Genomic DNA, 13,875 nt, shown 5'->3' on the forward strand with positions numbered 1-13,875 from the left:
CCCCTTGCGCCTGGCCATGACCTTCGACACCCTTGCAGTGTGGGCCGGCGGCGTATCGTTCGGCCCACGGCCGTTCCCCCGGCCCTTCCCTGACTCACTCGGCCTGGAGGCCATTCAAGTGACCCGTACTCCCAAGATCGTGCTGCTGACCCTGGCCGTTTCGGCCGCGCTGGTCGGCTGCGGCAAGAACGAAACCCCGGCAAAGGATGCCACCGCCTCCACGCCGGCCGCGGCCGACGCCGCCACCACCTACAAGCTCGACGAGAGCAAGCTGCCGGCCTACAACGCCTTCCAGGCCAGCGATCTGGACAGCAACCTTGACGCCTGCACCGCCTTCGGCGACTACGTCAACGGCAAGTGGCTGGCCGCCAACGAGATTCCGGGCGACCGCACCAGCTGGGGCGCCTTCACCATCCTCGACGAGCGTTCGGTGGCCGTGCAGCACCAGCTGGCCGAGCAGGTCGCGCAGGTCAAGAACCCGGCCGGCATCGAGAAGATCGTCGGCGACCTGTGGGCCACCGGCATGGACGAAGCCAAGGTCAACGCCCAGGGCATCGAGCCGCTGAAGGCCGACCTGGCCGCGATCGACGGCCTGCAGGACAAGGCCGCCATCGCCAACTACCTGCGCACCAGCGCTGCCAAGGGCGAGAACGTGCTGTTCGGCTTCGGCGCCGAAGCCGACTTCAAGAACTCGGCCGTGAACATGGCCTACGCCAGCCAGGGCGGCCTGGGCCTGCCGGACAAGACCTTCTATACCGATGCGTCCAAGGCCGACAAGCTGAAGGCTTACCAGGCCCACGTGGCCAAGGTGCTGGAGCTGTCCGGCGTGGCCGCTGCCGATGCCGCAAAGCAGGCTGAAGAAGTCGTCAAGTTCGAGACCCGCCTGGCCAAGGCGTCCAAGTCCAGCGTTGAGCTGTCGCGCGATGTCTCGCTGTACTACCACCCGGTCAGCCTGGCCGAGGCCGATGCGCTGACCCCGAACTTCAGCTGGACCGAGTTCTTCAAGTCGCAGAACGTGGCCGCGCCGGAGAAGTTCTCGCTGGCCATCCCGGCCTTCCACCAGGAAGTGAGCAAGGCGCTGGGCGATACCGATCCGTCGGTGTGGCGTGCCTACCTGCGCTTCCACACCGTGGACGGCGCCTCGCCGTACCTGGCCGATGCGTTCGTGCAGGAAAACTACGAGTTCTACGGCAAGACCCTCAATGGCCAGAAGGAACAGAAGCCGCGCTGGAAGCGTGTGCTGGGCACCATCGAGAGCGATGCCGGCGAAGCCTTCGGCCAGCTGTACGTGAAGGTCGCCTTCTCGCCGGAAGCCAAGGCGAAGATGGAAGAGCTGGTGAAGAACCTGGCCGCTTCGCTGAAGGAACGCATCCAGGGCCTGTCCTGGATGAGCGAAGAGACCAAGGCCAAGGCCATCGCCAAGTGGGAAACCTTCACTCCGAAGATCGGTTACCCGGACAAGTGGCGTGACTGGTCGGGCCTGCAGACCAACCGTGACAGCTACCTGGGCAACGTGCGCGCGGCCACCGCGTTCAACTACCAGTACAACCTGGCCAAGATCGGCAAGCCGGTGGACAAGACCGAGTGGGGCATGACCCCGCAGACGGTCAACGCCTACTACAACCCGCTGCAGAACGAGATCGTGTTCCCGGCCGCCATCCTGCAGCCGCCGTTCTTCGATGCCAAGGCGGACGACGCGCTGAACTACGGCGGTATCGGTGCGGTCATCGGCCACGAAATGACCCACGGTTACGACGACCAGGGCAGCCGCTTCGGGCCGACCGGCAACTTCGAGAACTGGTGGAGCGAAGCCGACTCGAAGAATTTCGCTGGCCTGACCGGCAAGCTGGTCAAGCAGTTCGACCAGTACAAGGTCGACGGCCAGGCCGTGAACGGCCATCTGACCCTGGGCGAGAACATCGCCGACCTGGGTGGCCTGGCCACCGCCTACGACGCATTGCAGAAGGCATCGGCCGGCAAGGAAGACGCGAAGATCGATGGCTTCACCCGCGATCAGCGCTTCTTCTTCAACTGGGCCACCGTGTGGCGCACCAAGTACACCCCGGAGAACGCCAAGGTCCGCCTGGCAACCGACCCGCACGCGCCGGCGCAGTTCCGCGCCGTCGGTGCGCCGTCGAACCTGCCGACCTTCACCGCGGCCTTCCAGTGCAAGCCGGGTACGCCGATGTCGCGCACCGGCGACTCGCAGGTGGTGATCTGGTAAGCCACGGCTGAGGCCACGGCTTGCCTGCAGAGGCCCGGGATTTCCCGGGCCTTTGTTTTTCCGCGCGGTGGCCGCAGCCACGCATGGCGTGGCCATCCCACCCGCCCGGTAGCGCCGGGCCATGCCCGGCGGATGCACCGTGATGCGTGCATCCCCTGCCCATGCCACCCCCCGGTAGCGCCGGGCCATGCCCGGCGGAACCACCGTGATGCGTGCATCCCGTGCCCATGCGCGGCTTGCTATAGTTCGCCCGCCCTCAATCCATCACGGATTCGTTCTACATGCCCAACTTCCGTCCGCTTGCCATCGCCCTGGGCATCAGCCTGGCGACCCTGGTTCCGACCCACGATGCGTTCGCCGCCAAAAAGAAGGCCGCACGCGCCCCGGCAGTCAGTGCGCAGTGCAGCGATTTCTACGACGCCACCAACGCAGGCTGGCTGAAGGCCAACCCGGTGCCGCAGACCGGCGCCGCCACCGCACTGGGCCAGCTGGTCGACCGCAGCCGGCAGCAACAGCGTGAACTGCTGGACGCCTCGATGAAGGCGCCGCAGGGCAACGTGCAGAAGCTGCTGGGCGACTTCTGGGCCAGCGGCCTGGACGAAGCGGCCGTGGAAGCCGACGGCTCCAACCCGATCGCACCGCTGCTGACCCGCATCAACGCGATCAAGAAGGCCAAGGATGTCCCGGCCTCGATCGCCGCGCTGCACCAGGTCGGCATCCCGGTGGCCTTCAACTTCGGTCCGGACGTGGACCTGAAGGCGCTGGACCGCCACATCGGTTACTTCATGCAGGGCGGCATGGGCCTGCCTGATCCGGCCTTCTATACCCGCACCGACGCCGACACCGTCGCGTTGATGGGCCGCTACCGCAACTACGTCAAGCAGATCCTCGCACTGACCGGCACCCCGGCGGCCAAGCTGGACGCCGAGTCGCAGGCTGTGATCGCGCTGGAAACGGAACTGGCGCGCAATGCGCAGTCGCTGGCGGGCATCAACAACCCGTTCAACAACTACGCGCCGATCTCCACCAAGGACCTCAACAGCCGCTACCGCAACCTGCAGCTGGACGCGTTCCTGAAGGCGCAGGGCGTCAACGATGACCTGGTGTCGCTGGCCGACCCGGCGCTGTTCAAGCAGCTCGACGGCATGGTCACCAAGCTCAAGCCGGACCAGTGGAAGGCCTACCTGCGCTGGCGCGTGGGCGACTCGATGGCGCCGTACCTGTCCAAGGCGTACCGCGATGCGGAGTTCGAGTTCCGTGGCCGCGTGCTGCGTGGTGAAACCCTGCCGCCGCAGCGCTGGGAAAGCGTGCTGGACGCGATCAACGTGGCCGCTGGCCCGATGGTCGGCCGCGAATACGCAGCCCGTTACCTGTCCGCCGAAGACCGCCGCCAGGCGGCCTGGATCGTCGACAAGGTGCGTGAAGTGCAGATCGAAGCGGTCAAGAACAACAGCTGGATGAGCGCCGAGGCCAAGACCGAAGCGCAGGCCAAGCTGGCCGCGCTGAAGATCGAGATCGGCACCCCGCTGCGCGACCTGGACTACAGCGTGCAGCCGATGGGCCGTGGTTCGTTCGGCGGCAACATGCTGATCGCGTCCACCTGGCGCCACCGCGAGGAAATGAAGCGCATCGGCAAGGGCAACGCCGACCGCCGCTGGGACGTGCTGCCGCAGCAGCCGTCGCTGGCCTATGACCTGGCGCAGAACCGGCTGATCGTCACTGCGGCGATCCTGCAGGGCCCGGTGTTCAACGCCAAGGCCGATGCCGCCGACAAGTTCGGCAGCTTCGGCGGCCTGGTCGGCCACGAGCTGACCCGCGCGATCGATGCCAAGGGTGCGCTGGTCGATGCCAAGGGCGAACTGCGCAGCTGGTGGACCCCGGCCGACAAGACCGCCTGGACCCTGCTCGGCACCCGTGTCGCCAGCCAGTACGGCGCCTACGAGTTCCCCGGCGTGAAGGGGGCCAAGGTCAACGGCACGCTGACCCAGGAAGAGAACCTGGCCGACATCGCCGGCCTGGAGCTGGCCTGGGCCGCGTACACCGCGCAGGAGCCGAAGGCCAAGCCGGCACAGCAGCAGGGCTTCTTCCGCGCCTGGGCTTCGCTGTGGCCGCAGCAGCTGTCGCCGAACGAGGCCGCACGCCGCCTGACCGCCGACATCCGTGCACCGGGCCGCTGGCGCACCAACGGCCCGCTGTCGAACCTGCCGGCGTTCGGCGCCAGCTTCAGCTGCAAGCCGGGCCAGCCGATGCAGCGCACCGACGGCGAGCAGATCAAGGTCTGGCGCTGAGGTTCATGCAACAGCGGTAACGGAAAGGGCGCCTTCGTGGCGCCCTTTTTCGTCGGTGGACATCACGCGGGCTTCAACGTTCCCCGGTAATGCACGATGCGCCCCACCACCGGCGCGCCGATCTCCACGTCGAAGACGAAGCGTCCATCCTCATCACCCTCGAAACTGTTCTCCCCGGGCAACAGCCACTGCGGCAACGGCAGGCCCAGGATCGACCAGCGTCGCGGCACCAGTTGCAGCCGCCCGTTGTCGACCAGAAGTGCCAACGCTACCGATACCGCACCGAACCGTTCGACCAGCAGCGCTTCGTTGCGCCCCTGCCCCAGCGTCTGCAACGAAGAGAAACGACGGCCGGCGAAGGTCCGCGTCCAGCGCTCGCCACCCGCCTCTGCGGTGAACTCCACGCTGACCGGCACTGCCTCGCCCGCTGCCGGAAAACCGAACACGTTCCCCAGCAACCGCGACAACAACCCACCACCGCGTTCGACCGATGCCGTGCCGCTCCAGCGCTTGGCGGCAGACGGTGCATGCAACGCCTGCACGCTGGCCGGCAGCTGCGCGTACGCGCTGCCCAGCAGGCGCTGGTACAGGCTGGCACCGGGCATGTCGCGGCGGAAACCGGTATGGATCGTGCGTCCGTCGAACAGCCGGTCGTAGTCGGACAGTTCCAGCGCATGCGTGGCCGGGCGTGCACCCGGTGACGGCCGATCACCGGCCAGCTGCTTGCGGATCACCGCTTCGATCGCCATCGACGGAATGTACGGGCCGTCATCAGCCTCGGCCAGCAGGTGCCAGCTCTGTTCCACACGCGCACCATCGCGGGTGCCCACGGCGCGCACGATCATGCCGCCGCGATGCTCGCCGAACTTCATCAGGTTCAACACGGTATAGAACAACCGCGAGCATGGCTCCAGCGATGGCAGTTTCAGGTGCAGGCGCGCCTTGGCCAGAAGATTGAGCACGCGATGCAGGATCTCCGGCACCGGGCCAGCCCCCATCCAGATGTCGGTCATCGTCGGATGTTCGGGTGGCAGCACCTGCAGATCGGGCACATCCACCAGCGAGAAATGCAGGTTGCGCAGCGGCAGCCGCCCCGGCACCGCGACGGTGAAGCGGCGACTCTCGGCCAGGCCGATGCCGTGCCCATCGCGACCGTTGCGGCGCAGCTTCACCGGCGCACCGGCATAGCCGACCACCGCCCGCATCACGTTCAGGCCGATGCCGGCATACGGCGATGGCGCGATGCCGCCTTCCACGCTGACGATGTCCATGTGCGTGGCCATCTCGCGCAGCACTGCCGCGGTCAATACCGGGAAACTGCTGACGCCTGACAGTGCGTAGATGCCAGCCGCCCTGGCCTGCGCGTCGTACTGCGAAACGCCGAATACGAAGTCTGCCGCGTCGGCGAAGTCCAGATAATCAATGCCGGCGGCGATGCAGGCTTCGATCGCGCCATAGCGGTGTTCGCCATAGTCCTGGAAAGGACCGGAGGCATCCACCACCAGGTCCGGTCGCTCGGCCTGCAGGGCCGTGGCCAGCCGTTGCCGGTCGACCTGCAGTGGACGCAGCGTCGATTGCCCCACATAGCTTGCGCAGAAGGCCTGTGCCGCCGCCAGGTTGCGGCCACCGATCAGCAGTTCCAGCATCGGCAGGTCGGCCAGCAAGCGGACCAGACGCCCCCCGAACACCCCATATCCACCCAGAATCAGGATCTTCACGCATCATCCCTGTCGTGTCGTCCGGCCATGGTAGCGCGGCGCCGGCAGCTCCCGCAGTGCAGCACGATCCGGCATTAACACCGCCCATGCTATCGCTGCGCCTTCGTCCACTGCGGAGCCCCGCCATGGCTCACAAGAACACGATCTGCGTCTGGTATGACAACGGCGCGCTCGAGGCCGCCACGTTCTATGCGAAGACCTTTCCCGACAGCGAAGTAACCGCTGTGCATCACGCGCCCGGCGACTTCCCCGACGGCAAGCAGGGGGACGTGCTCACCGTCGAATTCACGGTCTGCGGCATTCCCTGCGTCGGCCTCAATGGTGGCCCGACCTTCAAGCACAGCGAAGCGTTCTCGTTCCAGATTTCCATCGAGGACCAGGCCGAGACCGATCACCTGTGGAATGCCATCGTCGGCAACGGTGGCCAGGAAAGCCAATGCGGCTGGTGCAAGGACCGCTGGGGCGTGTCCTGGCAGATCAGCCCGCGCATGCTGATCGAAGCGGTGACCAGCAAGGACAAGGCCCTGGCCAAGCGCGCCTTCAACGCGATGATGCCGATGAAGAAGATCGACATCGCCACCATCGAAGCGGCGATCCGCAACGCATGACGACGTTGGACACGATCATCGTTGGTGGCGGCCACAACGGGCTGGTGTGCGCGGCGTATCTGGCGCGCGCGGGGCAACGGGTGCTGGTGCTGGAGCGTCGCGGCATCCTTGGCGGTGCGGCTGTCACCGAGGAGTTCCACCCGGGCTTCCGCAACTCGGTGGCCTCGTACACGGTGTCGCTGCTGCAGCCGAAGGTGATCGAGGAGCTGCAGTTGCATGCGCACGGGCTGCGCATCGTCGCGCGGCCGGCCAACAACTTCCTGCCATTGCCTGATGGCCGCTACCTGCTGTCCGCGCCTGGCCGCACCCAAGCCGAGGTGGCGAAGTTCTCCGAACGCGATGCGCAGGCGCTGCCCGCCTATGAAGCGCGCCTGGAGGTATTTGCCGATGTGCTGCGCGACTGGGCGCTGCGTCCGCCGCCCGACCTCGGGGTGATGGCTGGCTGGCGTGCGTTGCCGGCGTTGTGGCAGATGGGCCGGTTGGGACGGGAGCTGGCCGCACTCGACCCTGCACTGCGCCAGGAACTGCTGGACCTGTTCACGCTGTCGGCCGCCGAGTACCTGGATCGCTGGTTCGAAAGCGAGCCGATCAAGGCCCTGTTTGGTTTCGATGGCATTGTTGGCAACTACGCTAGCCCATACACGCCAGGCAGCGCCTACGTACTGCTGCATCACGTGTTCGGCCAGTGCAACGGGGTCAAAGGTGCCTGGGGCCACGCCATCGGTGGCATGGGCGCGATCAGCCAGGCCATCGCCGCCTCCGCGCGTGCGGCCGGCGCCGAGCTGCGCGTTGATGCCGGCGTGCAGCACCTGCTGGTGGAAGACGGGCGCGTGGTCGGCGTCGCGCTGTCCGGCGGCGAGAGCCTGCGCGCACGTGCCGTGGTGGCCAACGTCAACCCGAAGCTGCTGTACGAACAACTGCTGCAGCCCGCCCAGGTTCCCGTCACCACCCGTGAACGCATGGCGAACTGGCGCTGCGGCTCGGGCACGTTCCGGATGAACGTGGCGCTGTCGCGTCTGCCGGATTTCCGTGCCCTGCCCGGCCCCGGTGATCACCTCAGTGCCGGCATCATCATGGCGCCCAGCCTGGATTACATGGACCGCGCCTGGCTGGACGCACGTCGCGAGGGCTGGTCGCGCGAGCCGATCGTGGAGATGCTGATTCCGAGCACGCTGGATGATTCGCTGGCGCCACCCGGGCAGCATGTGGCCAGCCTGTTCTGCCAGCACGTGGCGCCGGAATTGCCCGATGGCCGACACTGGGATGATCACCGCGACACCGTCGCCGACCTGATGATCGCCACCGTCGATCACTACGCCCCCGGCTTCGCCGGCAGCGTGCTTGGTCGACAGGCACTGTCACCCTTGGATCTGGAGCGGACGTTCGGGCTGATCGGTGGCGACATCTTCCACGGTGCGCTCAGCGCCAACCAGCTGTTCTCGGCGCGGCCGATGGTCGGCCAGGCAGGCTATCGCGGCGCCCTGCCCGGCCTGTACCTGTGCGGTGCGGGTACGCATCCGGGCGGCGGGGTCACCGGCGCGCCCGGGCACAACGCGGCGCAGGTGGTGCTGGCCGATGCATGAAATGCGTGCCAATCAAGATTGGCATCTACCGGCGTCAAGGTGTGCCAACCAAGGTTGGCACCTACCGGCGTCACGGCGTGTCAACCAAGGTCGGCACCCACCTGCGCCTCACTTCACGCTGCGCAGGTGGTTCGGGCGCTTCGGCGGGCCCGGAGGACGACGCTTGTTGAACGGCGGTTGGCCACGCCAGTAGCGGATCAGCAGCCAGCCGAACAGCATGCCGCCCAGGTGCGCGAAATGGGCCACGCCCGGCTGCCAGCCGGTCATGCCCAGCACCAGCTCGCCCACGCCGAACAGGATCACGAACGTACGCGCCTTCATCGGAATCGGCGGGAACAGCAGCATCACCCGCTGGTTGGGGAACAGCATGCCGTAAGCCAGCAGCAGGCCGAACACACCACCGGACGCGCCCAGCACCGTGGCCGGATTGTCGAGCATCGTGCCGACCAGCAACTGGCACAGGCCGGCGCCGACCACGCACACCAGGTAGTAGGTCAGGAAGCGCTTCTCACCCCAGGTCTGTTCCAGCGGCGCGCCGAACATGAAGACGGCCAGCATGTTGAAGAACAGATGGAAAAAACTGCCATGCAGGAAGCCGTAGGTCAGCAGCTGCCAGGGCTGGAAATTGCCGCCCGGTGAGAACGCATCGAACCCCTGCTGCAGCGGCTGCAGCATGAACGGCTCGAAGGTCTGCATGCCGAGCAGGAACGGCTGCTGCAGCAGGAACAGGATCGCGTTGGCGATCAACAGGGCCTTGGTGACGGTTGGCAGTCGCGGGAACATGGGGACACCGGCATGGAACGGCCTCCATCATAGCCGCAGCACCGGCCCTTTTTGACCAGAGCGGACGGCCGCCCGTTCAGTCGCAGGCAGCGATCAGCCCGGCCCCCATACGGCCGCATCCAGCGCCGCCGCCGGGTCGGTCGCGGGCATCCGCACCCGGCCGTTTTCGACGATGACACCCTCGGCACGCAGCCGCTGCGATTGTTCGCGCCAGCCGGCCGAACCTTCAGCCATGGCGATGCGCCCATCCGAGCGCAGCACCCGGTGCCAGGGTAGCGAGGGATCGTCATTCTGACCGAGGATGCGTGCGGTCAGCCGGGCGCGTCCGGGCAGGCCGGCACGCATCGCGACCTGCCCGTAGCCCATCACCTGCCCTGGCGGGATCGCATGGATCACCGCCAGGATGCGGGCACGCGCCTGCTCCGGCGTCAGCGGCGCAGCCGCGTCACCAGCAGCACGCCGATCAGGACCAGCACGGTGCCGGCGATCTGCGCCGGCCCCATCGGTTCGTCGAGCAGCCATAGGCTCATCACGATGGTGGAAACCGGGCCCAGCATACCCACCTGCGCAGCCAGCGACGAGCCGACGCGCTGCACCGCCAGCATGATCGCCAGCACCGGCAGCACGGTGCAGACCGTCGCATTGATCAGCGACAGCCACTGCACGGCAGCGGGGGCCTGCCACAGCAACGGCAGCGGATGGGTAATGGTGAAATGCAGCAGCACCAGCACGCTGGCCACGCAGCTGGCGTAGGCGGTCAGACGCACCGCACCGATACGGGCGACCACCTGGCCGCTGCCGAACAGATACAGCGCATAGCTGAGCGCACTGCCCAGCACCAGCAGGCTGCCGAGGATGATCTGCCCCCCCTCGCGCTGCAGGTCATGGCCGAACGCGATCAGCACGCCGAGATAGCTGAGCACCAGCGCGCCGACCTGCCACCGACCCGGCCGCTGCCGCGCCAGCAGCACGTTGATCAGCAGCACCAGGGTCGGGTTCAAGTACAGGATCAACCGTTCCAGGGTCACGCTGATGTACTGCAGGCCCTGGAAATCCAGCAGGCTGGACAGGTAGTAACCGGTGAAGCCAAGCCACAGCACGCGTGCGCGGTCGGCCCACGACAACGGCGCCGCGCGGTGCGAGGCCCACACCGCCATCAACGCGAACAGCGGCAGCGCCATCAGCATGCGCAGCGCCAGCAGCGTGGTCGCGTCCACGCCATGGCGCAGCCCCAGCTTGACGATGATCGCCTTGCCAGAGGCGGCGATGGCGCCGATCGCAGCCAGGCCGATGCCGCCCAGAGCGATGCGCGGGGACGTGGTGGCGATACGGGGGGAAGAAGTGGACATCAGAAAAAAAACGGGCCGCATGGGCGGCTGGAAGCAGCCGGATTGCTTCCAATTGTCTCATGGCACTTCCGGGCGAACGATCCGATGTCCGTTCATGCTCACTGCAACTCCTGATCCACGCATGGCGTGGATCTACGTGTCGACCAAGGTCGACACCCACCAACAGCAACACAAAACGCAGTTCGGACAGATCGCAGGAGTCTGTCGAAGGCGGGGTGGGTCCGGTTGCGGGGGCGTGAGCCACATGGGCCCGAGGCAAGCCTCGGGCGGGTTGGGCAGGACGCCCAACCCCGGTCGTGCCGTGTACGCAGGACAGCGCACACGAGCAAGCGGCGACCGAGCCCCCAAGGATGGCTTCACGGCGTCCCCCGCAACCGGACCCACCCCGCCATTCCACGGAATGCACGCTGTTGCTGTTGCTGTTGCTTCGGCCGTTGCTGTCGAGGTTGCCGGCCAGCGGCCGGCACTACCGTGAGTGTCGGCTCAGCGCATCAACACCACTTCTTCAGCAGACGTCGGGTGAATCGCCACCGTGTCGTCGAACTGGGCCTTGGTCGCACCCATCTTCACCGCCACCGCGAAACCCTGCAGGATCTCGTCGGCCGCTTCGCCGAGCAGGTGCACACCCACCACACGCTCCTCCGGGCCGGCGCAGACCATCTTGAACAGGCTGCGCTGGGTGCCGTTGGCCAGCGCCTGCAGCATCGGCCGGAACCGGCTGTGGTACACGGTCACCTGCTCGAAGCGCGCACGTGCATCTTCCTCGCTCATGCCTACCGCGCCCAGCGGCGGGTGCGAGAACACCACGCTGGCCACGTTGTCGTAATCCATCTTCGCATCCGGGCGACCACCAAACAGACGATCCATCAGGCGTCGCGCTGCAGCCACGGCGACCGGCGTCAGGCCGACCTTGCCTGCGATGTCACCGACCGCATGCACGCTTGGCACCGCCGTGGTCTGCCACGCGTCCACCTCCACCTGCTGGTGTTCGCCGATGCCGATGCCCAGTGCTTCCAGGCCGAGATCCTTGCTGTTGCCGCGCCGGCCGGTAGCGAAGAACACGGCGTCGAACACACTGTCGATCGGGCCGTCATGGCCGAACGCGCGCACGCGTTCGCCGTCGCGCTTCAACTCACGCAGACGGTAATCGAAGTGGATGCGCACGCCCTGCTGGCGCAGGTTCTCGGCCAACTGCGCGGTCAGCTCGTAGTCGAAGCGCTCCAGCAGGCGGCTGCCACGTACCAGCAGGCTCACCTTGCTGCCCAGCGCCTGCAACAGCCCGGCAAGTTCCACCGCGATGTAGCCGCCGCCGATGATGGCGACCTCGGCCGGTGCCGCGCGCAGGTCGAAGAAATCGTCGGATACCAGGCCCAGTTCGGCGCCGGGAATGTCCGGCCGCTGCGGATGGGCGCCGGTGGCGATGAGGATCTGCGCAGCGCTGTAACGCACGCCATCGCTGCACGCCACGGTGTGCGCGTCCAGCAGATGGCCGCGGGCCGGGATGCGCACCACGCCGGTTTCATCCAGGCGCTTGTGATAGCTGGTGTGGATGTTGCTGATGTAGGCCTGGCGATGGATCACCAGTTCCTTCCACGACAGCGCCGGACGCGGCGCCACGTCGAAGCCCATCGCGCTGGCCAGACCGATGCGCTCGGCCAGATCGGCGGCCAGCCACATCGCCTTCTTCGGCACGCACCCGACATTCACGCAGGTGCCTCCCAGTTCACCCGGCTCCAGCAGGGCAACCCGCTTGCCATGCTGCGCAGCGCGGATGGCACCGGCCAAGCCAGCGGAACCGCCGCCAAGGACGATCAGATCGTAATCATAAGAGGGAGTATTCATCGCAATCGCTCGAGTCGACAGGGAAGATGGCGGGCGAGCGCCCGCAACGAAGATCGGCAGGCAGCGGGTTGGCGCCGTCACCCATGCTGCTGCGAGCATGCCACGGCCCGCTGCAGGCCAGACGTGAGGGCATGCAGCCACGCAGGTCGAAACGCGCGCGGCCGGCATCGATCACGCCTGCCCGGCCCCACGGCGCAGTGCTGGCCACTGCCGGTACGTCATCGCACGCCACAGCCATTCCATCGGACCAAAGCGGAAACAGCGCAGCCACAGATGGCTGAAGATCACCTGCGCTGCAAACAGCAGCAGTGCCAACAGCAGCTGCCAGGCACGCGGCAGCACGTCGAACCATCCCAGCCCGTAGTGATAGAACAGCAGCGTGCAGACCACCGATTGGGCAAGGTAGTGGGTCAACGCCATCCGACCGACCGGCGCCAGCCAGCCCATGCGCGCGCGCCAGTGCACGATCCAGGCCAGGTAGCCCAGGCACATCGGCACACCGCCCACGGCCACCAGTGCCATTGCCGCAGTGGTCGGCAGGTCATAGACACCCGGCGCCAGATACGGCTTCCACAACACACCTGCCAGGGTGGCCAGCAGGCCCAGCGGCAATGCGATCCAGCGCAGGCCGGCGTACAACCGCGGGAAACGCTCCGGCGCTGTCAATGCGCCGCTGCCGGCGAACCAGGCACCCAGCAGGAACATGCCCAGCACTTCGGGCCCGGAAATGAACATGCCACCCAGCGACGCGCCGAACTCATGCAGGCGCTGCACGTTGGCCTGCATCCAGTCACCCTGGCCGTACACCAGGCGTTGCTGGTCGATGCCTTGCTGCGCGTCGACCAGCATCTTCTGCAGGTCCTGCGGGGTGGCCATCGACACCATCGCGCCGACCAGCAGCATCAGCGCAACACCCAGCGCATACACCAGCAACCCCATCCAGGGCAGCCAGCTGCGCGGTGCCTCACGGCAGGCCAGCAATGGCAGCGAGGCCAGCGCATACAGCACCAGGATGTCGCCCGACCAGACCAGCAGTGCATGGCACAGGCCGATCAGCAGCAGCCCGGCGCTGCGGCGCAGGTAGAACGGAGTGAACTGGCGGCCCGCTGCCTCGGCGCGCTGGGCCATCACCGCAAAGCCCGCCCCGAACAGCAGCGAGAACAGGGTGAAGAATTTTCCCTGCACGAACACATAGACGAAGGCATCGGCCCAGTAGTCGATGCCCTGCCAATGCGCGTCGATGCCCGTAAAGGCCAGGTCCAGCGGCCCACTGAGGGCCTCGATGTTCATCAGCAGGATGCCCAGCAGGGCGAAGCCACGCAGTATGTCCAGCACGGCGATGCGTTCGCCGGAAGCCACCGGTTGCAGGGAAGGGGAAGCGGTGTTCACGGGGCATCCGGCGTGCAGGTCCGTCATTATGCCGCCGGCCTGCGGGCCATGGATGGCCCCGCCCTGTTCCAGATACGCAACGGCCCGCCGA

10 protein-coding genes are annotated in these 13,875 nt (G+C 66.8%); 4 read left to right on the forward strand and 6 right to left on the reverse strand.

Features of this window, described 5'->3' with window-relative positions; genetic code table 11:
- Positions 1-118: 118 nt before the first annotated feature.
- Positions 119-2,224 carry a M13-type metalloendopeptidase gene (locus CLM74_RS15295; protein WP_105164442.1) on the forward strand — a complete coding sequence of 702 codons (2,106 nt, stop codon included), beginning with the start codon at positions 119-121 and terminating at the stop codon, positions 2,222-2,224.
- Between the two features lie 281 nt (positions 2,225-2,505).
- Positions 2,506-4,512: a M13 family metallopeptidase gene (locus tag CLM74_RS15300; RefSeq protein ID WP_105164443.1), complete on the forward strand. Its 2,007-nt coding sequence runs from the start codon at positions 2,506-2,508 to the stop codon at positions 4,510-4,512.
- 62 nt (positions 4,513-4,574) lie between these two features.
- Here the strand turns inward: CLM74_RS15300 and CLM74_RS15305 are convergent, their stop codons facing one another.
- The gene (locus tag CLM74_RS15305) at positions 4,575-6,230 is read right to left on the reverse strand and encodes an SDR family oxidoreductase (protein ID WP_105164444.1); all 1,656 of its coding nucleotides are present in this window, start codon (positions 6,228-6,230) and stop codon (positions 4,575-4,577) included.
- Between the two features lie 125 nt (positions 6,231-6,355).
- Between CLM74_RS15305 and CLM74_RS15310 the strand changes: the two genes are divergently transcribed.
- Together CLM74_RS15310 and CLM74_RS15315 are read left to right on the forward strand one after the other, a co-directional pair.
- Positions 6,356-6,838 carry a VOC family protein gene (locus CLM74_RS15310; protein ID WP_105164445.1) on the forward strand — a complete coding sequence of 161 codons (483 nt, stop codon included), beginning with the start codon at positions 6,356-6,358 and terminating at the stop codon, positions 6,836-6,838.
- Complete coding sequence (locus tag CLM74_RS15315; protein WP_105164446.1) at positions 6,835-8,421, forward strand: NAD(P)/FAD-dependent oxidoreductase; 1,587 nt, start codon at positions 6,835-6,837, stop codon at positions 8,419-8,421. The genes CLM74_RS15310 and CLM74_RS15315 overlap by 4 nt, the downstream gene beginning before the upstream one ends.
- 108 nt (positions 8,422-8,529) lie before the next feature.
- Here CLM74_RS15315 and CLM74_RS15320 read toward each other — a convergent pair whose 3' ends face one another.
- The 5 genes from CLM74_RS15320 to CLM74_RS15340 all read right to left on the reverse strand — a co-directional run bounded on the left by CLM74_RS15320 (position 8,530) and on the right by CLM74_RS15340 (position 13,811).
- Positions 8,530-9,204: a rhomboid family intramembrane serine protease gene (locus tag CLM74_RS15320; protein WP_025876091.1), complete on the reverse strand. Its 675-nt coding sequence runs from the start codon at positions 9,202-9,204 to the stop codon at positions 8,530-8,532.
- 93 nt (positions 9,205-9,297) lie between these two features.
- Positions 9,298-9,636 carry an MGMT family protein gene (locus CLM74_RS15325; RefSeq protein ID WP_223486363.1) on the reverse strand — a complete coding sequence of 113 codons (339 nt, stop codon included), beginning with the start codon at positions 9,634-9,636 and terminating at the stop codon, positions 9,298-9,300.
- Entirely contained in the window at positions 9,633-10,553 is a 921-nt protein-coding gene (locus CLM74_RS15330) for a DMT family transporter (protein WP_105164447.1), read from the reverse strand. Before CLM74_RS15330 ends, CLM74_RS15325 begins: the two co-directional genes overlap by 4 nt.
- Before the next feature lie 483 nt (positions 10,554-11,036).
- A complete protein-coding gene (gene gorA, locus CLM74_RS15335) occupies positions 11,037-12,395 on the reverse strand; it encodes a glutathione-disulfide reductase (RefSeq protein WP_025876087.1) in 1,359 nt (452 codons plus the stop codon).
- Between the two features lie 171 nt (positions 12,396-12,566).
- Positions 12,567-13,811, reverse strand: a complete 1,245-nt coding sequence (locus CLM74_RS15340; protein ID WP_105164448.1) for a DUF418 domain-containing protein — start codon at positions 13,809-13,811, stop codon at positions 12,567-12,569.
- Between the last annotated feature and the right edge of the window lie 64 nt (positions 13,812-13,875).

The organism is Stenotrophomonas sp. MYb57 (genome assembly GCF_002966815.1).
Lineage (GTDB): Bacteria > Pseudomonadota > Gammaproteobacteria > Xanthomonadales > Xanthomonadaceae > Stenotrophomonas > Stenotrophomonas indicatrix.